Consider the following 24,544-nt stretch of genomic DNA (forward strand, 5'->3'; position numbering starts at 1 on the left):
GATATGTTCCTCCTTTTGGTCTAATGACCCCAAGACGCTGCAAGGGGTAAGTGAGGTTCACTCACAAATAATAATTATACTAGATTTCCTTGCAAATAGCAAGAATAAATTTCGATTTTCTTTGAATGATCTGCTAAAGCATTTTATCAGCTAGACAAAGCATACCAGCAAGTGATTATTGCACCTGTTCGGCTCCTTCTTTTAAGCGACCGTAAAGCAGATAGGGAACGGATGTTAATTCTTCAAGGTTGCGGCAGGATAGGGCACACATCAGCAGACGTAAATCTTCTTTCCAGCCATTTACAATAGCAATGGCCTCTTCGACTGAGTGTTTTTCGACCAAGTCTAACATAGTCCGAGAAAGGCCGACTGCCTTGGCACCGAGAACTAAGGCTTTAACCATGTCCAGAGGATGGCGAATGCCACCGCTTGCCAGCAACTCCACCTTGTCCACCCAGTCCTGCGCTGCTAGTAAGGCTTGAGCTGTGGTCTGTCCCCAAACGTTAAGATAGTCTCGCTGACCGCTCCGCCGATTTTCAATATAGGCAAAGCTCGTTCCGCCACGACCAGAAATATCAAAGGTTGAAATACCTAGTGCCTGAGCTTCCTCAATCGTTTTCCGATCCATGCCAAATCCTACTTCCTTGAGGACAAGGGGAACTGGAAAATCTTTTCCATAGGCTTCCAAATGCTGCTTCCAAGTTCTGAAAGTCCGCTCTCCCTCAGGCATTAGCAATTCTTGCATGACATTGACATGTAGCTGGAGAAACAAAGGTTTCAAATCCGACACCGCCTGCAAGCCTGCTGCTACTGGTTTGTCAAGACCGATATTGCTGGCCAAGAGTAGACTAGGCTTATCCTTTGCCACAGCATAAGAATCATCATCTGGATTTTTCAGAGCTGCACTGTAGGAACCTGTCACAAAGAGGATGCCACAGGCCTCCGCCACTTTGGCCAGTTTTTCATTGATTTCTCGCCCTTTTGGACTTCCACCTGTCATGGCATTGATATAAAAGGGAAAATCCCAGTCACGCCCAGCGAAATGAGTGGATAAATCAATCTCGGCCAAATCATAGGCTGGCAGAGAGCAATGGATTAATTCTATATCATCAAAGCTATTGTAGCCAAGGGGCTGTTCTAGGGCGTAGTTGATATGATCATCTTTACGACTTTGGCTCATGAGCACCCATCCTTTCTTGGTAGAGTAATTCCAGACCAGCTTCTTGCCAGCGTTGGATCAAGGTTTGGCTATCTTCAGTAGCAAAAGACAGGGCGAAGCCACAGTCTCCACCGCCAGCCCCACTACTTTTAGCGACACAATCCAAGCCCTGACTCGCCTCTCTTAAGGCCTGTAATTTCTCCGTATAAATCAGCGGACTGAGGCTGTCTAATAACTGACTGACAGCCGATAGACTACTCTTTACAGCTGTCTTATCAGCAGACTCAAGAGCTTCTTTCAGACTGTCCACCTGAAGCTGGGTTTGAGTCAGGAAATCTTCGTTTAAACTCGATTTAACCTGCTTGACAAGGTCACTCGAAATAGCCGGTTCTCTCGTCCAACCAACCAGAAAATCACAGGATAAAGCAGGATGGATAGGCTTGATTTCATAGCCCCAATCTTGCTCTAAAATTTCTAATAGACTTGTGTCGACCAATCGCTGACGGATTGCCATCCGATCAAAAGAGCGGTAATAAACCAGTTGTTCATAAGCAATGCAGGCCAAATCACCCATGGAGCCATTATCCCCCCGCTTGAGAAGCACTACTGCAGCTAGTCTAAAGAGGAGGTCAGAGCTTAGTTTCAGTTGATAAAAAGCGGCCATCGCCTTGATCGTCAGGACAACAACGCTGCCACTGGAACCCAGCCCAAACTTGCGCCCGCCTTTCTCCATTTTTCCCCTGATAGTCAAAGCAAAAGGGCTCGATGGATGTTGCAGCAAGCTGAGATAGTCGTTCATCAGCTGAATGGTCTCCTGAATCAAGGCATAATCCGCATCTGGTGCTAGACTGGCTTTATGGCTAAAAAGATCCGAATCCAGTTCATAACTATCTGCCGCCTCAATTTCTGCCCGCATATAAATTGGAATATTCTTAATCAAAGCCGCATGACCAGGACTCAGGACAGCATATTCCCCGGCTAGATAGAGCTTTCCGCAGGTCTGGACTTGCATCTTAGTTTCCATCAGGCAATTCCTTCGTTTTGGAGACAATCAGACGGTACTGATCCGCAAAGAGGGGCACCAAGTCTTCCAAGTCCTCTTCAAGACAGAGAACCTTAACATTAGGGCCAGCGTCCATGGTGAAATAGCAACGATGCCCCTGGTCTCGGAGCTGGCGAACAAAATCCATTGCAGCATAGCTTTCCTCCGTCAGATAAGTAAATGGAGGCGTGGCTGTCTCTGTCGTTGCATGCATCCGCAGGGCATTCTCCTCGGTCAACTGCCCAACTTTCTCAAAATCATTATCCTTTAGGTAGACTAGCATATCCTGATAGTCCTGAGCTGACTGGTCAATCCAAGCCTGAAAATTTTTGGACGTTTCGGCACAGAGCTGCATGCCAAGTCGACTAGAAATCGGCTTTTTCTCATCATGAAGCACCAACATAATCATGGCTAGCTTAAGATCGGTTTGCACAGGATAAATCGCTCCGCTATCCTTGTCCCATGCTGCCAAAGGGCCAAAAAAGGAGCGGGCTGACGAACCTGAAGCAAACTTGGCCAACTGAGCCAGCTCCTCAGTATTGTAATGAGTTTCAAAATAAGCATCACAAGCCTTGACCAGAGCAGATAAACCGCTGGAACTAGAGGATAAACCTGCTGCTGTCGGCATATTGTTACTGGTATCAACCCGCACCCAATCACTTGGCTCCGTCCGAAAACGATCAATAATCCGACTGACCTTAGCATGCTCTTCTGGGCTTTGCAGTTGCCCATCGATATAAAATTCATCGCCAGCAGCCTCAGCCGAAAGCGGACTTAACTGGGTTTGGGTGTACATATTCTCTAAAGTCAAGGAAATACTGCTAGTGGAAGGAATCATCCGCTCAGCATCTGCCTTGCCCCAATACTTGACAATAGCAATATTGGCGTAAGACTTGACACTTACAGGCTTTCTATCCATATATTGCTGGCTCCTTTCTCTCTCAAAAGACGGGCTAGGTCTTCCGCCTCTTTCTTTTCTTTGATTAGCACAATCACGCAGCCGCCTAGGCCGCCGCCGCTCATTTTGGCTCCTAGAGCCCCATTTTCAAGTGCCAGCTCGACCAAGTCATCAGATAGCTGGCAGGAAACTCCCAACTGGGCTAGTTTGCCGTGAGCCTTGGTCATGGCCTGTCCCATGGTTAGCAAATCCTTGAGCTGGATCGCCTTCTCAACGATTTTTGTCAGATTTCCCAGCTCCTGTAAGAGGGGCAGAGCCTCCTGACCTAAGCTTTCCACCTTTTTGATGGCTTCCCGCGTGTGTCCGTGAATGCCCGTATCCGCAATTAGCAGATGAGCGCCCAAATCTAACTCAATCTCTGAAAATCCGACATTGCGGATAAACTTGATGGCTACATCACTAAGGCAGGTCTTGGCATCCAGACCGCTTGGATTCATATGAGCAATCATCTCTGCTCGATTAGCCAAAATTTCCAGCGTTTCATGGTCCAAGGATTCTTCAAAGTAATCAAAAACCGCACGAATGGCTGCAATGCTGACAGCTGCAGACGAACCCATGCCCCGCTTTTCTGGCACCATGGAATTCACCTGACAACGAATCTGAGCACCTTGCTTCCCCAAGTGCTCCAGACAGGCAAAAACAGCCATGGACAAGGTATCTTCCTCATAGAGAGTCCAAGGCTTCTCAGAAGGAAATACCTGACAAGTCACTTCGATATTATTGAGAGGCAAAGCCAAGGCTGGATAGCCATAGACCACCGAATGCTCCCCCATCAGAATAATCTTGCTATGTGCCTTGCCGACACCCTTCTCTTTTGTCATATTTTCTCTCTATTTCTTCCTTCTATCTTCTATATTTTAATATACTTTTGGAAAAAAAGCGATCTTTTCCTATCTTGACTGACAAAGTCACGTTAAGCAGTCAAAAACTCCAAGCAAAAGCCGGAGTTCTATCCTATTTTATCATCAGTGACTGACCTTTGGCTTCGGTAGGGAGGAGGCTACCACTCTCTTCTGATTAGATCCATCAGTTCATTGCGGTCTAAAATCCACTGGGCACGTTCATCCTTTTCATAGGTACGATTGGAAAGAAAGATTGCGGCTTTCTGTTCCGCCCGATTGTACATGATAAAAGTACCCGTATAGCCAGTATGATCCAGCCATTCCCCTTCTAAATTCCAAGCTAGACTGCGTGTCTTGCCCGGCTCTAGAGCAAAGTTTTGGCTCAATCTCTCTGCAAATTCGTCCTGCAAATAATGCTCTAAAAAGATCTGCAAATCCTCAAGTCTTGAAAAAAGTCCAGCACTACCGGCATGATGGCCTAAGACACGCGCTTTGGGATCATGAACCACCCCTGCTTCAACGCCACGAACAGTCGGCACCGCAGAAACTACTGGCCCAAAGCTAGTGTTCTTCATCGCCCACGGCTTAAAAATCTTGTCTTCAAATAAACGGTCCAAAGCTTCCCCGTACAGCTCCTCCAGCATAAAGCCCAGCAAGAGAAAATTAACATCTGTATAATGGAAGGTTTTGTCATCCAGCACTGTTAAACTATTTAAAGCCGCCTTTAATTCTTGAGCATTGAGCCTATCCCGGTTAGGAATAAAGGGATCGAGCCCAGAGGTATGGGTTAATAGCTGGCGCAGAGTCACCCGATCATCATGAAAGGCTGGATAGTATTGCCGCAAAGGGGCATCGATATCCAAGTCGCCAGTCTGAAACAAAAATACCACCAAGGTTCCTACGCCAACCACCTTACTAACACTGGCCAGATCATAAACCAGACCGGCTCGCGTTGCTGATTGATTGGCCGGGTCTGCCAAGCCCAGATAAAAACTCTGCCAGTGTCCATCACGATAAAGAGACAAACTAGCCCCAGGATAAAGCCCCACAGCAAGCTGCTGATCGATCTTTTCTAAAATCCGCTGGGTCATAGTTGCTCAAACCATAGTTCAATATTATTTCGATCTTGGCTGACTAAGAATTTTTTAGATTTAGGTACAAAAAATTCCTGTGTCGCAAAAATCGATGACAATTTTTCCACATCAAAGTCTGCCACCAAACATTTGAGCATAGCCAGATCCCAAGTTTTCGTATTATCAGCTTGCAAATCTTCTCCTTTGGCTTCCTGCACATCTAGGAAATCCAAGACATTGCTCACTGGCTGATAGAAAGTTTTGACAGCCTGTAAATCGGGGACACGAAGCTCAATCTTTTCCACATCAAATTGACTCAAGCCGATAAAATCGTCCTGCCCTTCAAATGCAGGAGTTTTTTCGACTGGTTGTAAGCTACTCAGATCCTCTTCCGCATGGAGTAAGATGCGATCGCCTTCTGGGGAAGTCGCTTCAAATGCATAACCTTTCTCCCCACGATATAAACTGTCAACTTCAATCCCTCGAGCCAACAAAGCCTCAATTTCTGACGCTTTTGTCACCTTGATCACTAAGCGAGCCAATTTCTTTGCCCCTTTCACTCGACGAGAGCGCATGCTTGGAGATTCTTCTAAGATCAATCTTTCTGTTTTGGTTTGATCGCCCAAAGACAACTGGGCTCCTTCTTCTAATAGGGATTTCATCCCTAGCGTTTTGCTATAGAAATCTTGATTTAGGTTCCGATTATTTACTTTTATTACTGGAACAATTCTTGCAACATGATTCACACTCATAACTTCCTCCAAACTATTTTATTGTAATAAATTTTCATTTTTTTGACAAGAAATTATGCGCAAACCAACAATTTTCAGAACATTTCCACTATCCTAATCTAACAGATCAAAAATATAAAACAAATCGAATTTTTCTATTAGTCAAAAGCTAACAAAAAAGACCGAGATTTCTCTCAGTCTTTTGATAAATATTATCCGTAAATCGCTTTAAACAAAGCTACTGCTGCAATACCAGCTGCAATTGGTGCTACAACCGGTACCCAAGAATACCACCATTTTGAATCACCCTTGTGTTCACCAAGGATTGATTTTGGCAAGATAAAGTGCAAGATACGAGGTCCGAGGTCGCGGGCTGGGTTAAGACCTGGTCCAGTAGGACCTCCAAGTGAAGTTACCAAAGCCATGACAAGGAAACCAAGTGCCAAGTGAGCGACAGCAGATGATCCATTTGTTGCTTGTGCAAATGTATTGTGAATAAGACTTTGAACATCAGATTCTGCTACTTTCTGACCAGCTTGAGCTGCTTGAAGAGCTTGTTGTTGTACATTCTTCTCAATAAGAACCTTCAATTCCGCACCGAAGTGAAGTTTAGTCATGCCCATCGCTGCAAAGAAAAGAACAAAGGAACCAACAAACTCATTGATAAAGCCATTGATTGTTGCTGCTTTACGAGATTCAGGTGTTCCGTGATCTAGACTTGAAATGGTTGAGAAAGTACCCAAGATATTGTTTGGATTTTCTGTTTTCAAGTAGTAAGGGCGGTGTGTAGCTACGACCAAAGCCTGTCCGAAGATAGCACCCAAAACTTGAGCAAGAATGTAAGGTGCTACATGCGCCCATGGGAAGTAACCACTAATCGCAAGTGCTAAAGTGAAGGCAGGGTTGATGTGGTTACCTGAGGTATTTCCAAACATCAAAGCTGGAATCATAACCCCCATACCGTAACCAACAGCAATGACCAACCAGCCACTTTGATGACCTTTAGTTCCTTTTAATTCAACATTGGCAACAGCACCATTCCCCAAAATGATAAGGATAGCTGTTCCTAAAAATTCCGTGGCATATTTAATAGCCCAACTGAAATCCATCTAATTTCTCCTTTTAAATTTTTTTAGACAATCTATATTTTATCAAGTATAATGGATAATGTAAAGGTCATTTTAAATAAAAACCAGAAAAAGAGGGAAAAATATGCGCTTTAATCAGTATAGTTATAGCAAGACAAATCCAGACACTATGCGCCAAGAATTAGCCGAGTTGGGCTTCATCTATGAGCCGCACCTTTCTGACAAAGACAATCTCCAAAGCTTCCTACGACGCTGTTTCTTTCTCTATCAGGATACTGACTACTTGCTTCGAGCTTGGGCAGCTGATAGCGAAACTGACCTATTGACCTTCTTCGAGTCAGACCGTGAACTGACAGCTGAGGTCTTCTACATGACTGCCTTTCAGCTCTTGGATTTTGTACCTTTTGTTGATTTCACCGATCTTGAGAAATTCCGAACGGAAAGCAACTTCCCTATCGTTTATGGCGATCTGCTAGAAAACCTCTACCAACTGCTCAATACTCGGACAAAAAACGGCAATTTGCTGGTTGATAAGCTGGTCAGCGAGGGTTTGATCCCTGAGGACAATACCTACCACTACTTCAACGGTAAGAGTTTGGCAACTTTTACCAGCTACGATGCCATCCGTGAGGTGGTTTATGTGGAAAGCCGAGTTGATACTGATGGAGATGGCCTGCCAGATCTGGTCAAAGTTAGCATTATCCGTCCTCGTTACCAAGGGCAAATCCCTGCTGTCATGACCGCTTCTCCTTATCATCAGGGAACCAACGACCCTGCCAGCGACAAGGCTCTCCATAATATGAATGTGGACTTAGTAAAAAAAGAGCCACATCAAATCACAGTACAAGACCCTGAGCTCAAATTGCTCCAACTGGATTCGCTAGCTCCTGTCCAAGAAGTCTCTGAAGCCGAGGAAAAATTAGGCCATATCGGCACCTACACGCTCAATGACTACTTGCTACCCCGCGGTTTTGCCAATCTCTATGTGTCTGGCGTGGGAACCAAAGACTCCGAAGGACTGATGACCAGCGGCGACTATCAGCAGATCGAGGCTTATAAGAACGTTATCGATTGGCTAAACGGCCGCTGCCGAGCCTTCACCGACCACACTCGCCAACGGGAAATCAAGGCCACTTGGTCCAACGGAAAAGTGGCTACGACCGGTATCTCCTATCTGGGCACCATGTCCAACGGTCTAGCTACGACTGGTGTAGACGGGTTGGAAGTCATTATCGCAGAAGCTGGGATTTCTTCTTGGTACAACTACTACCGCGAAAATGGCCTCGTCACAAGTCCAGGCGGCTACCCAGGAGAAGACTTTGAATCCCTGACTGAACTGACCTATTCCCGCAACCTGAGGGCTGGTGACTACCTGCGTCATAATGATGCTTATCAGCAAAGCCTGGAGCAACAGCGCAAAGACCTAGACAGGCAAACTGGAGATTACAATCAATTTTGGCATGACCGCAACTACCTGCTCCATACAGATAATGTCAAGGCCGAAGTCGTCTTCACCCACGGCTCTCAGGATTGGAATGTCAAGCCCCTCCATGTTTATAATATGTTCCGAGCTCTGCCAGCTCACATCAAAAAGCACCTCTTCTTCCACAATGGTGCCCATGTTTACATGAATAACTGGCAGTCCATCGACTTCCGCGAAGCCATGAATGCCCTTTTATCTAAAAAATTACTTGGGCATGCTTCAGACTTTGAACTGCCATCAGTCATCTGGCAGGACAACAGCCAAGCTCAAAGCTGGCTGACCTTGGAAGACTTCGGTGGACAGAAGAACTACGCTCATTTCCATCTAGGTAAAGGCACTCAAGAGATTCAAAACCAGTATTCAGAAGAAGACTACAATCGTTTTGCCAAAAACTACCAAAGCTTTAAAAACGAACTCTTTGACGGCAAGGTCAACCAGATTACTCTGGATTGGACTTTGGAAGACGACCTCTTCCTCAACGGAGCCACCCAGCTCAAACTGCGCCTCAAATCCAGCACCGATAAGGGACTGATTTCTGCTCAATTGCTGAACTTCGGACCAGCTAAGCGCCTCACTCCAATTCCGACACCGCTTGAGCCTAGAGTCATGGACAACGGCCGCTACTATATGCTGGATAATCTGCTTGAGTTGCCTTTTGCCGAAACGCCACACCGTGTCATCACCAAAGGCTTCCTCAACCTGCAAAATCGGACAGACTTGCTGACGGTAGAAGAAGTTACTCCTGACCAATGGATGGAATGTAGCTTTGAGCTGCAACCAACTATCTACAAGATGAAAAAAGGCGACCAACTGCGTCTCGTCCTCTACACCACCGACTTCGAACACACCGTCCGTGATAAGACCGACTATCAGCTGACGGTAGATCTAGAGCAGTCCAGCCTAGACTTGCCAATCATGACATCACTGTCATAAAACCTAAAAGACGCTGAAATTCAGCGCCTTTTTCTTTTATTGTAGATTGAAATATTTCTCTGCATATTTTTTATAATCTGGCTTTTCCTTGCGGTTCATAGCAAAGAGCATACTGCCTGTGAGATAATCATCGTCTGAATCAGGAATTAGCATAATAGCAACATTTTTATCTTTCTCAGGAAAGACGATAGAAAATATTTTGCCATTATCTTTCCGAGTCAGGCCATAATAACTCACCCCATTTTTAAAACCAACAGCATTTTGAGTATACTTATACTCTTCTTCGTTGATAATGATGGTTTTCTCTTTTATTTCAATGGTCGTTTGTTCACCGCTAGCGTCCTGCACATTCCATTTCCCCTGAATTTTAGGGCTACCACTACAACCGATTAGGATGAAGAGGGATGAGAGCACTACCAACAGCAAACCTTTTATCTTCTTGTTTTTCAAGTTGTCTTCTCCTTGGGATATAGATTCATGACCATTCTACTATAAGTGCTAAATCTTTGTCAAATCTTCTAGTAATGTTCTTCTTGCCACTTTCCCAAAAAATGATATAATTGAAGAGTGAGGATTACTAAGGGGCTTAGCCCTTGCAAGAGAAAGGAAAGAAAATCTTATGATGAATATGCAAAACATGATGAAGCAAGCCCAAAAACTTAAAAAAGAGATGGACATTGCTCAAGCAGAATTAGCGGCAACTGAATTTATTGGAAAATCTAGCCAAGATTTAGTCGTAGCAACTCTTACTGGTGATAAAAAGGTTGTCAAAATTGACTTTCAGCCTGCTATCGTAGATCCAGAAGATACAGAAACTCTGTCTGATTTGACTAGCCAAGCTATCAATGCTGCTATCGATCAAATCAACGAAGTAGCTAAACAAAAACTCAGCGCTTTCCAAAGTGGACTTTCTTTCTAATTCTGTTAAGTCCCTATAAAAATCAACTCCCAAAAGATGAACCACTCATCCTTTTGGGAGTTTTTTTGCGCAAAAAATTGGAGAAAAAATCTCAGCATTTCTCCAATATAAATCTTCTTAATGTCTAAAATGTCTCACTCCTGTGAAGACCATGGTCAAGCCGTATTTATCCGCAGCTTCGATAGATTCTTGGTCACGGACAGAGCCACCTGGCTGAATGATGGCCTTGATGCCGGCTTTGGCGATTTCTTCCACGTTATCCGCGAATGGGAAGAAGGCATCGGAAGCAAGCACAGCACCGTCAAGACGGTCTTTAGCTTGGTCAATCGCAATACGAACAGAAGCCACACGGTTGGTTTGACCAGGGCCCACACCAAGTGTCATGTGGTCGTTGGTTACGATGATTCCGTTTGATTTGACGTATTTGATAGCTTTCCAAGCGAACTCAAGGGCTGTCGCTTCTGTCTCGGTTGGTTGGCGTTTGGTCACCACTTGCCAGTCAGCTGGGCTTTCCTTGACAACGTCTTGGTTTTGAACGAGGAGACCACCAACCACGCCTGTGTATTCTGCTTCCACTTCGCTGGCTTCTTGAGCGTCAAATGGCAAGGCAAGGATACGCAAGTTTTTCTTTTTGTTGGTCAAAATGGCTAGCGCTTCATCTGTATAGCTCGGTGCGATGATGATTTCAAGGAAAACGCCGTGCATCTTCTCAGCTGTTTCAGCATCCACCTCACGGTTGAGAACGACAATCCCACCAAAAATTGATACTGGATCAGACTCATAAGCGTAATCCCAAGCAGTCTCGATGTCGTCAGCTTGACCAATTCCACATGGATTCATATGTTTCAATGCTACAACGGTTGGACGATCTTTGAAATCACGGATAATGCGGATAGCTGCATCCGCATCGCGGATATTATTAAAGGACAATTCCTTCCCGTTGAGCTGCTTCGCTGATGCAATTGAATAGTCCGTTGGCAAGGCTTTTTGGTAGAAATCGGCATCCTGTTGAGGATTTTCCCCATAGCGCATAGCTTGTTTGAGATCATAAGTCAAGGTCAGTTTTTCAGGCTTACTTTCGCCGACCTGAGCTGTGAAATATTCTGCAATCAAGGCATCATAAGCTGCTGTGTGACGAAAAACCTTGGCTGCCAACCGTTGGCGAGTTTCATAAGTCGTTTCGCCGTTTGCTGCCAATTCGTTCAAAACCACAGCATAGTCATCAGGGTCTACCACAACTGTCACGCTAGCATGATTTTTAGCTGCTGAACGAAGCATAGATGGCCCGCCAATGTCAATATTTTCCACCGCATCTGCATAGGTCACATCTGGTTTGAGAATCGTTTCCTTAAAAGGATAGAGGTTTACCACTACAAGGTCGATGAGTTCAATCTGATTGTCCTTAGCAGCCTCTAAGTGGCTAGCCAAGTCACGACGAGCGAGGAGCCCACCGTGGATATTTGGATGAAGAGTCTTGACACGACCGTCCATCATTTCTGGAAAACCAGTCACATCATCGATGGCAATAGTCTCCACCCCAGCATTATCAAGGGCAACCTTTGTCCCACCTGTCGAGATGATGTCCCAACCGAGTTTTTTAAGTTCTTGGGCAAATTCAACAATGCCCGTTTTGTCTGAGACGCTGATTAAGGCGCGTTTAGTCATGTTATTTCCTTTCATTGTATCAAGAGGTGCTTTCACATCATTTAAACCAAAGACTGGCGACTATAATCTGTAAGCTGATCTCCAAGTCCTTGCAACAATTTCCTGACCTCCAGCTTACTTGTTTCACTTTCATAAATACTTCGCAGTTCGGCGTCTGTCGCACCAATTAAGGTTACAAATTCCACTTTTCCATGTGGAGTATCTAAAGGCTTAGCTAAATCATCAGCAGCAGTCAAGAATCCTGTCAAATTAGATTTCTGTTGGGCATCAATTCCTAGCGTTTGCTTGGTTTGGTATAGATGTATTCTTCTGGCAAAACCACTTTACCCGTTTTAAAAATATATCTTGCCACATACTGTAGCAAACCACAGCCATTTTTAATTTCTTCTTCGTCATTATTTGATTTCTTTAACTTAAAGGTTAATTCAATCCCATAACCACTGTATTCAAGATCTTCGCTTTCTTTGGTATATAATTCTGACAAGCCATAACTAACAAAATGCCAAAAATCTCCTGCATCGTAAACACTGATGCCATCAAGTGGATCTGGACCGCCTAGCATATACTTGATAACTGTTCCATAATGAAGAGGACTAGGCTGATCAGGGTATAAACGATTAAATTCTGCATCAATCGCTTCCCATCCTGGAGCGCTATCATCTGTATTTTCAACTTTAATAACAATCTTGTCCTTATCTTTAGTCGGCGTCTCTTTGCTAGAAGGTTTTTTCTTAAAAAAATCAAACAAACCCATAAATTTCTCCTTAGCAGATGACTTTTAATCCTTGCCACAAAATCAGCTATGATTTCCTTCTTATTTTCGTGCAACTCCCAAGCTATCCAACACTTCTGGATACAGCTTGTACTCCGCTTCATGAATGCGAGCTTCAAAGCTTTCGATGGTATCATCAGCTAGCCTTGGTACACGGACCTGCTTGATAATCTTTCCAGTATCTACACCTGAGTCCACCCAGTGAATGGTCACTCCACTCTCAGTAACACCAGCATTCCAAGCATCTTCAATCCCATGAGCTCCTGGAAATTCTGGCAGGTAGGCTGGATGAATATTGATGATTCGGCCCTCATAAGCTGACAATAAAGTTGGCCCAACGATTTTCATGTAGCCTGCTAGACAAACCAAGTCAATCTGGTGTTCTTCCAAAAGCTCGACGAGGGCTGCTTCGTAGTCTGCCTTGTTCTCAAACTCCTTGAGTTCAAAAGCATAGGACAGGACGCCGAGCTTTTCTGCACGCTCTAGCACATAGGCGTCACGATGGTCTGAAAAGACAAACTCCACGGGAAATTCTTCGGCAATCACCTGAAAGTTTGAGCCGTTACCAGAGGCAAAAACCGCTATTTTTTTCATTTGATGATGACACTTTCGTTTTCTTTCTTGACGATGCGACCAATTTCATAGACTGCTTCATCCAGCAATTCCTTGACACGACCTACATTTTCAGGCTTGACTGCCAGCATGAGGCCTACACCCATATTGAAGATTTCAAACATTTCTTGGTGCTTGATCTGACCGTATTTCTCAAGAGCTTTGAAAATCGGAAGCACTGGGACTTTGTCTTCCTCAATCTCAGCAGCTAGGTCATCCGCAAACATACGAGGGACATTTTCGATAAAGCCACCACCTGTAATGTGAGCAATACCGTTGACCAACTCTTCCTTGATGAGTGGTAAGACAGCCTTGACATAGATACGAGTCGGCTCAAGAAGGACTTCCTTGAGTTTCTTGCCTTCCAATTCTGGCAAGACTTCCTCACCTGTATAGTCTGCAAAGACACGACGGACAAGAGAGTAACCATTTGAGTGGATCCCACTTGAAGCAAGTCCGAGAAGAATATCACCTTCAGCTACTTTTGAACCGTCTATGATTTGAGATTTTTCAGCCACACCGACCGCAAATCCAGCCAAGTCATAGTCATCTTCGCCGTACATACCAGGCATTTCAGCCGTTTCCCCACCGATAAGGGCTGCACCAGCTTGTACACAACCTTCTGCCACACCAGCGACGACTTGTTCTAGTTTAGCTGGTTCATTCTTCCCAGTTGCTACGTAGTCGAGGAAATAGAGGGGCTCAGCACCTGCAGCAATGATGTCATTAACACACATGGCCACACAGTCTTGACCGATGGTGTCGTGCTTGTCATACTTGATAGCCAGCATGAGCTTGGTTCCGACACCGTCAGTCCCTGAGATTAAGACAGGCTCTTTGACCCCAGTCTTTGAAAGGTCAAACATGCCACCAAAGCCACCCAGAGCTCCCATGACACCTGCACGCTCCGTACGAGTTACGTGCTTTTTGATCCGTTCAACAACTTCATAACCCGCTTCAACATCCACACCGGATTGCGCATAAGCATTTTTTTTTGTCATTTGTTCATTCCTTTTCTTTTATGAAGAATCGCTTATTTGTAAAAACTGGTCTTTTCTTCCAAACTTCTACGATAGTCTTCTTCATAGTCGTAGAGAGGAGTTGGGTAGTCACCGTCAAAGTAAGCGACACAGAGACCACCATTTGGCGCATCTGTTTCAATCCCGATAGAGTTAATCAAGCCATCAATCGAAAGATAGGTCAGGCTATCCGCACCAATGATTTGGCAGGTTTCTTCGACCGTATGATTGGCAGCAATCAGCTCCTGACGGGTCTGGATATCAATACCGTAGAAACATGGATAAGCTAGCGCTGGACTGCCAATGGCAACGTGAACCTCCGTCGCCCCCGCTTCTTTCAAAAGCTGAACGATACGTCGAGAGGTCGTCCCGCGGACAATGGAATCATCAATCATGACCACACGTTTGCCTTTGACAACGCCTGAAACAGCAGACAGTTTCATCCGCACCCCTTGCTCCCGCAATTCTTGAGTCGGTTGGATAAAGGTGCGTTGCGTGTATTGGTTTTTGATCAGTCCCATTTCATTTGGCAAACCAGACTCCTCCGCAAAGCCCATGGCTGCGCTGAGCGAGGAATTCGGCACACCGACCACGATATCCGCTTCATGCTTGAATTCACGCGCCAATTGAGCTCCCATACGTTTGCGAGCTGTATGGACATTGACCCCATGGATGTTAGAGTCAGGGCGAGCAAAATAGATATACTCCATAGAACAAATCGCCAACTGGGTATCATTCGTATAACTATCGTACTGGATACCATTGTCATCCACGATCACAATCTCTCCTGGTTTTACATCGCGAATCCACTCCGCACCAATGACTTCAAAAGCACAAGTTTCAGAGGAAACAACCACCGCTCCATTTGCCATTTTCCCAATAGAAAGCGGACGGAAGCCATTAGGATCAAGAGCCGCAATCAACTTGTCCTCAAACAGCAAGATATAAGCAAAGCCACCTTTGACGAGACTGAGTGCCTCCTTGATTTTGCCCATAAGACTTGGATTGTGACTACGGCGAATGAGGTGAGCCAAGATTTCCGAATCGGAAGTCGAGCTGAAAATAGCACCTCTTTGTTCCAGTTCTTTCTTGAGCGACGATGCGTTGGTCAGGTTCCCATTATGAGCCAGCCCGAACTGCATATCATGAAAGCGAAAAATGAATGGCTGGATGTTATCTACAGAAGCTTCTCCTGCGGTCGCATAGCGCACATGTCCAATCGCGCTAGTCCCCGTCAGTTTATCCAATTTGGTAGGATTTTTGAAAACTTCTGATAGAAGCCCCATATCACGATGGCGCTTCAATTTCCCTTGGTCATTGGAGAGGATCCCTGCCCCCTCCTGACCACGGTGCTGAAGACTGTGGAGCCCAAAATAGGTCATTTTAGCAGCATCCGGATGTCCCCAGATACCGAAAACACCACATTCTTCATTAAGAGATTTTACTTCGTATGTCATTTTTTATACCTTTTATTTCCCTGTGAAATAACGCACAGCTGACGCAAACAGGTGCTGGTCTTTATTTCCTGGGATATTTTGGAAGAGACCGTCTTCATAACGTTCTGAGTGGCCCATCTTACCGATGATTTGTCCGTTCTTACTGGTAATTCCTTCGATGGCATTGACAGAACCATTAGGATTATACTTAGAATCCATGCTTGGTTTGCCCTCAAAGTCAACGTATTGGCTAAAGATTTGACCATTGTCACGGAGCTCTGCAAATTCCTCAGCCGTCACAACAAACTTCCCTTCGCCGTGCGATACTGGAATGGCATGGATATCGCCCACTTGTACACCAGCCAACCATGGTGAGTTGGTATTGGCAATTCGAGTTTCCACCATCTTGGCCACGTGCTGGTTGGCATCATTGTAGAAGAGGGTTGGACTAGTACTGTTAGCATCTTCAAAGTTTCCATATGGAAGAAGACCTGATTTGACCAAGGCTTGGAACCCATTACAGATACCAATAATCAAGCCACCACGAGCGATAAAGCTATCAATGGCTGCACGCACTTTTTCATTAAGAAGGATATTGACGATAAACTTAGCTGATCCATCCGGCTCATCCGCAGCTGAGAAGCCACCTGCAAAGAAGAGGATATTGGCCTTGCTAATATTATCAACCATGGTTTCAACTGACTTGACAATAGCTTCTTCGTTCAAGGTCACGAATGGCACCAAGTTGACCTCTGCACCTTCTTTTTCGAAAGCTTTTGCTGAGTCATATTCCGAGTTGGTTCCTGGGAAGACTGGGATGTAAACCACTGGTTTTTCAATAGTTTCTTTAGCTTTGATGACTGCGTTAGAAGCGACAGCTGGAACTTCATCCAATTCTTTAGCCTGTGCAAATTCAGTTGGATAGACTTCTTCCAGTTTTCCTTGGAAAGCACTGTCAAGCTTGTGTCCATCCAGATTCACACCGTTGACAGTTAGTGTAAAGTCTGGTTGCGTTTGACCGATTTTCTCTACTCCAGCGATTTCTTGAGGAGAGGTGAAGACAAATCCGCCTAATTGAGCTGTCAAAGAACTTGCAAGTTCAGACAAGGTTACCTCTGCACCAATATGGTTCCCAAAGGTAGCAAGTGCCAAACTTTCAACGACACCACCATATTTAACAGCTGATGCAGATGTTACTTTGTGATCAGCTTGGATGGCTTCAAATTGAGCAAAGTTTTGCTTAATCAAGTCAAAATCAATCTCTGTAGAGAGAGCTTGACCTGGGATGTAGTAGATGTTTTCACCAGCAGCCTTGAACTCAGGAGAAAGCACCTTCCGGCTATCTGCCGTCGTCACCCCAAAGGCAACCAAGGTTGGTGGTACGGTTAATTCTTCAAAGGTACCAGACATGGAGTCCTTCCCACCGATAGATGGCAAGCCAAGCTGGATTTGTGCTTCGATAGAACCTAGGAGAGCTGCTACTGGCTGACCAAAACGCTCAGCTTGTTTGTCCATCCGCTCGAAATATTCTTGGTATGAGAAACGAGCCTTGGACCAGTTTGCACCAGCAGCCACTAAACGAGCAGTTGCTTCGATAACCGCATAAGCAGCACCATGGTATGGAGACCATTCTGCCACATAAGGGTTAAATCCTTGCGCCATGACTGATGCAGTATGAGTCACACCATGTTGAACTGGCAATTTCTGCACAGAAGCCTCAGTTGGTGTGAGTTGGTAGCGACCGCCAAGTGGGTGATTGACCGTTGAACGACCGACCGAGCAGTCAAAGATAGTTTGCAGACCTTTTTGACTCGCATGGTTGAGGTCAGACAAGACCGCAAGGGTATCTGATTCAAACGTGTCAACGCTTGTTGTGCGTTCTTCTGGAAGTTCGACATCCTTGTCTACAACCTTGACATCAACGACCACACGCACACCGTTTGTATCAAGGAAACGACGTTCCAAGTCGACAATCGTTTCGCCATTCCAGTGCATGACAAGATTTGGTTTTTCAGTTACTGTCGCCACCACAACAGCGTCAATATTTTCTTTATTACATTCAGCAACGAAGGCATCTACGTCTTCAGGACGCACCACAACTGCCATCCGTTCTTGTGATTCAGAGATGGCAATTTCTGTACCGTTCAATCCTTGGTATTTAAGAGGAACCTTGTTGAGGTCGATTTCAAGACCGTCTGCCAATTCACCGATAGCCACACAGACACCACCAGCACCAAAGTCATTGGACTTCTTGATGAGACGAGTGACATCTCCATTACAGAAAAGACGTTGAATCTTGCGTTCTTCGATGGCATTCCCTTTTTGAACCTCAGCTCCAGCAGTCTCTACAGACTCAACTGTTTGAACCTTAGAAGATCCTGTCGCACCACCGACACCATCACGTCCAGTCTTACCACCGAGCAAGATAATCACATCGCCCGCTTCAGGTTTTTCACGGACTACATTGCCCTTGGGAGCAGCACCAACAACAGCACCCAACTCCATGCGTTTGGCTACAAAGCCTGGGTGGAAATACTCACGAACGTAGGTCGTCGCAAGACCAATCTGGTTCCCATAAGAAGAGTAACCGTGAGCCGCTGTTTTAGAAATGACTTGTTGTGGCAATTTCCCAGCACGCGTTTCTGAAATCGGAGCTGTAATATCACCCGCACCAGAGATACGCATGGCTTGGTAAACGTAGGAACGACCTGACAATGGGTCACGAATGGCTCCACCGATACAGGTAGCCGCTCCACCAAATGGTTCAATTTCCGTTGGGTGGTTGTGGGTTTCGTTTTTGAACATAAGGAGCCAAGGTTCCTTGACACCATCAACGTCCACTTCGATTTCGACTGAGCAAGCGTTAATCTCGTCTGACACTTCCATATCGTCCAAACGCCCATTGGCACGCTCATAACGACCGAAAATAGTCGCCATATCCATTAAGGTTTGTGGTTTCTCCGAACGCCCCAACTCCTCACGCATGGCAATATACTTGTCATAGGTCGCCTGCAATTGCTTTTGGAATTTTGAAGCTGAAAAGTCGATATTTTTCAACTCGGTCTCAAAAGTCGTGTGACGGCAGTGGTCAGACCAGTAAGTGTCCAAAACCTTGAGCTCTGTTTCCGTCGGCACGCGTCCGATTGACTTAAAATAGTCTTGGATAAAGAGCAAATCATCCACTTCCATGGCCATCCCTTGTTCGGCCTTGTAACGGGCAAAGTCTTCTGCTGTATAGCTTTCAAAGAAAGTCAATTTAGGAATGGTCTTGTCTGACTCTGAAAATTCCTGCTTGGCAATCCCTGTCGTGATGTCCTTGAATCGAGAATCAACTGGATTGAGCAGGTAGTTCTTGACCGCTTCCAACTCATTTGCATCAATATCTTTATTCACCAAGTAAAGTTGGGCTGTATTGACTGTCACATCACTAGAGCTTCCCAGCAAAAGCAAGGCTTCTTGCGAAGAAGCCGCACGTTGGTCAAACTGCCCTGGCAGGCTTTCAATAGCAAAGAAAGCATAGTTGGCAAGATCCGCCTGCACAGCCGCTTCATCCAAGACATGGTCTGTCACCTGCTCAGAGAAAATGTGCTTCTCTGCAGGCGCAAACAAGTCCTCTGCCAAATCAAAGACATCATAAACCTGCACAATGCGAATACTTTTTAAAGTTGAAAGTCCCAAGTTATGCTGGAGCTCTCTTACCAAACTCTCTGACTTGACCTGAAAATCAGCCTTTTTTTCAACAAAAATACGTTTATCCATCAATTCTTATTCCTTTATTTCAGCTCTTACAATGTCTCTAACGACCTTGAGGTTGTTATTTCAACTCCTGCAATTTTTCCCAGACAATCTCATAAACGTCTGTCAATTCACCCAAGCCACGGCGGAAAACATCCTTGTCCATGTGGTTGCCATCTGCGTCCCACAAGCGGCAATTATCTGGCGAAAATTCGTCTGCCAAGATAATCTTGCCATCCTTGTCAAAACCGAACTCTAGCTTAAAGTCAATCAATTTGAGACCAATCTCAGCAAACCAGGCTTTCAAAAATTCATTGATACGACGCGTTTCTTCCTTCAAGTAGGCAATCTGCTGGTCATCCGCAATTTTAAGGAATTTCACATGCTCATCATTGATGAACGGATCATCCAAATCATCATTTTTATAGTAAAATTCAACGATCGGCTCTTCCAGCTCGATTCCTTCTTCCACACCAAAACGTTTTGAAAAGGAACCAGCTGTGTAGTTGCGAAGTACGACTTCCAAGGGAATAATGTCAACTTTTTTATTAAGCTGATCTGTATCTGAGATTTTCTCGATAAAATGCGTTGCTACACCGGCAGCGTTCAACTTTTCAAAGATAAAGGCTGAAATCTGATTATTTAACACTCCCTTGCCCGCAATCTGCTCCTTCTTGACACCGTTAAAAGCAGTCGCCTGATCCTTGTAGCGGGACAAAATCACCTGCTCATCTTCTGTCGCAAAAATATCCTTTGCTTTTCCCGAATATAACAACTTGTTTGACATTTTATTATTCGCCTTTCGTGTTTTTATGCTTTAAGTGTATCACTTTTAAATATATTTTACAAGTTTTCCCCGTACATTCTGGATACAAAAGCATGAAAAAGATTGGAAATACAACATTTAAAAACTGGAAATATCTTGTTTCCATACAAAAACAGGACTTTTTCAAGCCCTGTTCTAGAATTCATTAATATAAGTCCAAATAATTATCAATTTCCCATTGGGAAACGAAGGTCGCATAGCTAGCCCATTCAATCCGCTTGGCTTCAACAAAGCTAGTGTAAATATGGTTTCCTAAAGCTGCCTTGACTACCTCATCTTCAGTTAAAGCCTTAAGGGCATTGTGGAGAGTAGACGGCAGGTCTGTAATACCAGCTTCCTTGCGCTCCTCAGCTGTCATCACATAGATATTTTCCTCGATTGGAGCTGGCGCTTCGATTTTATTTTCCACTCCATGCAGTCCCACTTCTAAGAGCACCGCCATAGCGATATAAGGATTGGCCATAGGGTCTACTGAACGCAACTCCAAGCGAGTTCCCATACCGCGCGATGCCGGTACTCGAACCAAAGGTGAGCGATTTTGCCCAGCCCAAGCGATGTAAACTGGCGCTTCAAAGCCAGGCACCAAACGTTTATAAGAGTTGACAGTCGGATTCATGATAGCTGTATAGTTATAGGCATGCTTAATCAAACCGCCCAAGAAATAGTAGGCTGTCTCAGACAACTGCATTCCTTTTGGATCCTCTGGATCATAAAACGCATTATTTCCATCTTGGTCAAAGAGGGACATATTGCAGTGCATACCAGAACCAGCAATACCAAACTTGGGCTTAGCCATAAAGGTCGCATAGAGGCCGTGCTTACGAGCGATGGTTTTCACCACCAACTTGAAAATCTGAATCTTATCACAAGCACGAAGCACTTCATCATACTTAAAGTCAATCTCGTGCTGACCGACTGCCACCTCATGGTGACTAGCTTCCACTTCAAATCCCATCTTAGTCAAAACATTGACAATTTCCCGACGAGTATTGTCTGCCAAGTCTGTCGGCGCCAAGTCAAAGTAGCCACCCTTGTCATTCACTTCCAGTGTCGGATCACCATTTTCATCCAATTTGAAAAGGAAAAATTCTGGCTCAGGACCAAGATTAAAAGACTTGAAGCCCAGTGCTTCCATATGTTTGAGAGCTCGCTTAAGGTTACTACGAGGATCTCCTGCAAAGGGAACATGTTCTGTCGTATAAACATCACAGATCAAGCCTGCTACACTGCCATTTTCATCTCCCCAAGGAAAAACTGTCCAAGTATCCAAATCAGGATAAAGATACATGTCAGATTCATTGATCCGAACAAATCCCTCAATGGACGAACCGTCAAACATAGCCTTATTTGATAAGACCTTTTCAAGCTGCTCATCCGTTGCTGGAATTTCAACGTTTTTCATGGTTCCCAAAATATCAGAGAACATCAGACGGATGAAAGTGACGTTTTTTTCTTTTACTTCGCGACGAATATCAGCTGCTGTAATGGGCATGGGTAACTCCTTATAGTTTTAAAAAATAGTTTATGGTCGACGCATGTGACCAAAGGTTGGCAGAGAAGAGCCAAAACGACCTTGCTGTAAAATATCATTGTGGAGAGCTCGACGGACTTCCTTTTCGCTAATCGTTTTGTGGGATTTAGCTTCACGCTCAGCATATTTCTTTTTGATAGCAGCGATATTATAACCTTCAGAAATATAATCCTTAATTTCCAAAAGGCGGTCCATATCATTCAGGGAATACATTCGGCGATTGCCCTCATTCCGAAGGGGAGTGATGAGGTTTTGCTCCTCATAATATCGAATCTGACGGGCAGATAAGTCCGTCAACTTCATAACGCTACCTATGGGAAAGACTGCCATATTTCGGCGAAACTCTTTTTCCTTCATTTTTTTCCTCTCTATGCACTATTATAACTAATTTTTTTTGTATGTCAACAATCAATGTGAGATTTTCTTACACATTTTAATTTATAGACTTAAAGAAATTCTTAATTCTATCCACATCCGAATTTACCACTATCGCGACAAAGACCCCCATAAAGGTTTCAAAAACTCTAGCAAAAACGTATAAAATAGTATCTTCCGGACTAATGGAGAGAGTGATAATCAGCATAGCTGAAACACCACCAATCACCCCAGCCTTATTGTTCATAGCAACATTGGTCATGATCGTCAGCATCGTACAGATTGGCACAAATACTAAGGTCACCCAAAATTGGCCGTTCAATAAATTTCCCAACAGATAGAATAGCAAGGCATAAAAGCCCCCGACACTATTTCCTAAAATACGAGAAGTTCCGAAATGAACACTTTTATCAAAATCTTCTCGCAGGCTAAACACCGCTGTCAAAGCCCCAATTTGGAGCCCCTTCCAGCCAAACATACCAAAAATAAGTAGGACAATAAAGACTGCTATCCCTGTTTTCATCGTCCTCATACCCAAGCGAAATTTTGATTTATCGAATTTATACTTACTAAAATAGCTCATGCTTTTTCCTTTTTAAAAGTAAACTATCTTTATTCTAACATATTTTCTAACAAAAAGGCTCTGTCCATCGAGTTTATTGTCTATATCCTACAAGGATGCATAGCCAGCTTCTACTGTATTTCTAACTATATTTCCCATTATTGATTACTCATTAGGAAAATAGAAGCCAAAAATCCATTTCCTCAGAAGCCTACAAGGACAAAAGAAAAAGAGTTGGTTACCCAACTCTTTCCGTTTCAAAGATTATTTTTCAGTCAAAGCTGCAAGCCCTGGAAGAACTTTACCTTCAAGGAGTTCCATTGAGGCACCACCACCGCGTCACAAATACCTCCACTACACAAAAAGGTGACATAGCCACCTTTTCGTTAACGTTTCAGTTTTGTTCCTTTTTCTACAAAATCAGGATTTTGTAGAGACTAACGGGCTGAAATTATTTTTCTGTAAGTGCAGCCAAACCTGGCAATACTTTACCTTCAAGAAGCTCCATAGAAGCGCCTCCGCCCGTACTAATCCATGAGAACTTGTCTGCACGACCAAGGTTGATGGCTGCGGCAGCTGAGTCACCACCACCGATGATTGATTTCACGCCTGGTTGTTTCACGATAGCGTCCATCACACCGATTGTACCAGCTTGGAAGTCAGGGTTTTCAAACACACCCATTGGTCCGTTCCATACAACTGTTTTCGCATCAGTCAAGGCTTCGTCAAATTTAGCGATAGATTTAGGACCGATATCCAAACCAAGGAAGCCTGGATCTACTGCTTCACCTTCAGTATCTTTCACTTCAGTGTAGTCTGCAAATGCGTTTGCTTCTTTTGAGTCAACTGGTAAGATCAATTTGCCGTTTGCTTTTTCAAGAAGAGCTTTAGCAACATCCAATTTGTCTTCTTCTACAAGTGAGTTACCGATTTCGATACCTTGCGCTTTGTAGAATGTGTAAGTCATACCACCACCGATAAGGACTTTATCAGCTTTTTCAAGCAAGTTTTCGATAACACCGATCTTGTCTGAAACTTTTGAACCACCAAGAATGGCTACGAATGGGCGTTCTGGAGCTTCAACTGCTTCTTGGATGTAGGCAATTTCGTTTTCAAGAAGGAATCCAGCAACAGCTTTTTCAACGTTTGCTGAGATACCAACATTAGATGCGTGTGCACGGTGAGCTGTACCGAATGCATCGTTTACGAAGATACCATCTCCAAGTGATGCCCAGTATTTACCAAGTTCAGGATCATTTTTAGATTCTTTCTTGCCATCAACATCTTCGAAACGAGTGTTTTCAACCAAGAGAACTTGTCCATCTTCAAGAGCGTTAACAGCTGCTTCCAATTCAGCACCACGTGTAACGCCTGGGATAAATTTAACTTCTTGACCCAATTTAGTAGCCAAATCAGCAGCTACAGGAGCAAGTGATTTACCTTCTTTATCTGCTTCTTCTTTTACACGTCCAAGGTGAGAGAAGAGGATAGCACGTCCACCTTGTTCAAGGATGTACTTGATAGTTGGAAGTGCTGCAGTGATACGGTTGTCGTTAGTAATCACGCCATCTTTTACAGGAACGTTGAAATCAACACGAACGAGAACTTTTTTCCCTTTCAAGTCAACGTCTTTAACAGTCAATTTTGCCATTAGATATGACTCCTTCTTTTTTTATACGTGTTAATTATATCACAAAATCTACAAAAGTGATAGTAAAAATTCATGGCTTTTCCTTTTCTCCAATCAAAGATAGATGAAAGACTACACGATTCACATTTTTCT

At 44.4% G+C, this 24,544-nt stretch carries 20 protein-coding genes and 1 pseudogene; 2 read left to right on the forward strand and 19 right to left on the reverse strand.

Annotated elements, in window-relative coordinates; all coding sequences use genetic code 11:
* Window positions 1-175 precede the first annotated feature (175 nt).
* The 7 genes from fni to gla all read right to left on the reverse strand — a co-directional run bounded on the left by fni (window position 176) and on the right by gla (window position 6,914).
* Window positions 176-1,180 (reverse strand): type 2 isopentenyl-diphosphate Delta-isomerase, encoded by a 1,005-nt coding sequence (gene fni, locus D8872_RS01550; protein ID WP_125389713.1) that lies wholly within the window; start codon window positions 1,178-1,180, stop codon window positions 176-178.
* Window positions 1,164-2,183: a phosphomevalonate kinase gene (locus D8872_RS01555; RefSeq protein WP_125389714.1), complete on the reverse strand. Its 1,020-nt coding sequence runs from the start codon at window positions 2,181-2,183 to the stop codon at window positions 1,164-1,166. Before D8872_RS01555 ends, fni begins: the two co-directional genes overlap by 17 nt.
* Window positions 2,173-3,120, reverse strand: coding sequence for a diphosphomevalonate decarboxylase (mvaD, locus tag D8872_RS01560; RefSeq protein ID WP_125389715.1), 948 nt, complete (start codon window positions 3,118-3,120; stop codon window positions 2,173-2,175). Before mvaD ends, D8872_RS01555 begins: the two co-directional genes overlap by 11 nt.
* On the reverse strand, window positions 3,102-3,980 hold the full coding sequence (gene mvk / locus D8872_RS01565; RefSeq protein ID WP_125389716.1) for a mevalonate kinase: 879 nt from the start codon (window positions 3,978-3,980) through the stop codon (window positions 3,102-3,104). Before mvk ends, mvaD begins: the two co-directional genes overlap by 19 nt.
* A 179-nt stretch (window positions 3,981-4,159) precedes the next feature.
* A complete protein-coding gene (locus D8872_RS01570) occupies window positions 4,160-5,092 on the reverse strand; it encodes a serine hydrolase domain-containing protein (RefSeq protein ID WP_125389717.1) in 933 nt (310 codons plus the stop codon).
* Entirely contained in the window at window positions 5,089-5,826 is a 738-nt protein-coding gene (locus tag D8872_RS01575; protein WP_125389718.1) for a CppA N-terminal domain-containing protein, read from the reverse strand. The genes D8872_RS01570 and D8872_RS01575 overlap by 4 nt, the downstream gene beginning before the upstream one ends.
* A gap of 191 nt (window positions 5,827-6,017) precedes the next feature.
* Window positions 6,018-6,914 (reverse strand): aquaglyceroporin Gla, encoded by an 897-nt coding sequence (gene gla, locus D8872_RS01580; protein ID WP_048764115.1) that lies wholly within the window; start codon window positions 6,912-6,914, stop codon window positions 6,018-6,020.
* A gap of 103 nt (window positions 6,915-7,017) precedes the next feature.
* On the opposite strand from gla, the gene D8872_RS01585 reads away from it, so the two are divergent.
* Window positions 7,018-9,309, forward strand: coding sequence for a Xaa-Pro dipeptidyl-peptidase (locus D8872_RS01585; protein WP_125389719.1), 2,292 nt, complete (start codon window positions 7,018-7,020; stop codon window positions 9,307-9,309).
* A gap of 36 nt (window positions 9,310-9,345) precedes the next feature.
* On the opposite strand, the gene D8872_RS01590 is transcribed toward D8872_RS01585, so the two are convergent.
* Window positions 9,346-9,759: a glycosyltransferase gene (locus tag D8872_RS01590; RefSeq protein WP_185761364.1), complete on the reverse strand. Its 414-nt coding sequence runs from the start codon at window positions 9,757-9,759 to the stop codon at window positions 9,346-9,348.
* Between the two features lie 169 nt (window positions 9,760-9,928).
* Between D8872_RS01590 and D8872_RS01595 the strand changes: the two genes are divergently transcribed.
* Entirely contained in the window at window positions 9,929-10,228 is a 300-nt protein-coding gene (locus tag D8872_RS01595; protein ID WP_125378975.1) for a YbaB/EbfC family nucleoid-associated protein, read from the forward strand.
* Window positions 10,229-10,345: 117 nt separating this feature from the next.
* Here the strand turns inward: D8872_RS01595 and purH are convergent, their stop codons facing one another.
* From purH to D8872_RS01650, 11 genes and pseudogenes are all read right to left on the reverse strand, one after another.
* A complete protein-coding gene (purH, locus tag D8872_RS01600; protein ID WP_125389720.1) occupies window positions 10,346-11,893 on the reverse strand; it encodes a bifunctional phosphoribosylaminoimidazolecarboxamide formyltransferase/IMP cyclohydrolase in 1,548 nt (515 codons plus the stop codon).
* A gap of 41 nt (window positions 11,894-11,934) precedes the next feature.
* Window positions 11,935-12,647: pseudogene (locus D8872_RS01605) on the reverse strand (suppressor of fused domain protein).
* 60 nt (window positions 12,648-12,707) lie between these two features.
* On the reverse strand, window positions 12,708-13,259 hold the full coding sequence (gene purN / locus D8872_RS01610) for a phosphoribosylglycinamide formyltransferase (protein ID WP_125389721.1): 552 nt from the start codon (window positions 13,257-13,259) through the stop codon (window positions 12,708-12,710).
* Complete coding sequence (gene purM / locus D8872_RS01615) at window positions 13,256-14,278, reverse strand: phosphoribosylformylglycinamidine cyclo-ligase (RefSeq protein ID WP_125389722.1); 1,023 nt, start codon at window positions 14,276-14,278, stop codon at window positions 13,256-13,258. Before purM ends, purN begins: the two co-directional genes overlap by 4 nt.
* Window positions 14,279-14,310: 32 nt before the next feature.
* Window positions 14,311-15,753 carry an amidophosphoribosyltransferase gene (gene purF / locus D8872_RS01620; protein WP_125389723.1) on the reverse strand — a complete coding sequence of 481 codons (1,443 nt, stop codon included), beginning with the start codon at window positions 15,751-15,753 and terminating at the stop codon, window positions 14,311-14,313.
* 12 nt (window positions 15,754-15,765) lie between these two features.
* Window positions 15,766-19,491 (reverse strand): phosphoribosylformylglycinamidine synthase, encoded by a 3,726-nt coding sequence (locus tag D8872_RS01625; RefSeq protein ID WP_125389724.1) that lies wholly within the window; start codon window positions 19,489-19,491, stop codon window positions 15,766-15,768.
* 55 nt (window positions 19,492-19,546) lie between these two features.
* On the reverse strand, window positions 19,547-20,254 hold the full coding sequence (purC, locus tag D8872_RS01630; RefSeq protein ID WP_125389725.1) for a phosphoribosylaminoimidazolesuccinocarboxamide synthase: 708 nt from the start codon (window positions 20,252-20,254) through the stop codon (window positions 19,547-19,549).
* A 184-nt stretch (window positions 20,255-20,438) separates the two neighbouring features.
* A complete protein-coding gene (glnA, locus tag D8872_RS01635; RefSeq protein WP_005591666.1) occupies window positions 20,439-21,785 on the reverse strand; it encodes a type I glutamate--ammonia ligase in 1,347 nt (448 codons plus the stop codon).
* A 30-nt stretch (window positions 21,786-21,815) separates the two neighbouring features.
* Window positions 21,816-22,181: a MerR family transcriptional regulator gene (locus D8872_RS01640; protein WP_005591665.1), complete on the reverse strand. Its 366-nt coding sequence runs from the start codon at window positions 22,179-22,181 to the stop codon at window positions 21,816-21,818.
* A 76-nt stretch (window positions 22,182-22,257) separates the two neighbouring features.
* Window positions 22,258-22,782, reverse strand: coding sequence for an FUSC family protein (locus D8872_RS01645; protein ID WP_005591664.1), 525 nt, complete (start codon window positions 22,780-22,782; stop codon window positions 22,258-22,260).
* Between the two features lie 430 nt (window positions 22,783-23,212).
* Window positions 23,213-24,412 (reverse strand): phosphoglycerate kinase, encoded by a 1,200-nt coding sequence (locus D8872_RS01650; RefSeq protein ID WP_125389726.1) that lies wholly within the window; start codon window positions 24,410-24,412, stop codon window positions 23,213-23,215.
* Between the last annotated feature and the right edge of the window lie 132 nt (window positions 24,413-24,544).

The sequence above is a fragment of the Streptococcus cristatus genome (assembly GCF_003943815.1).
GTDB lineage: Bacteria > Bacillota > Bacilli > Lactobacillales > Streptococcaceae > Streptococcus > Streptococcus cristatus_F.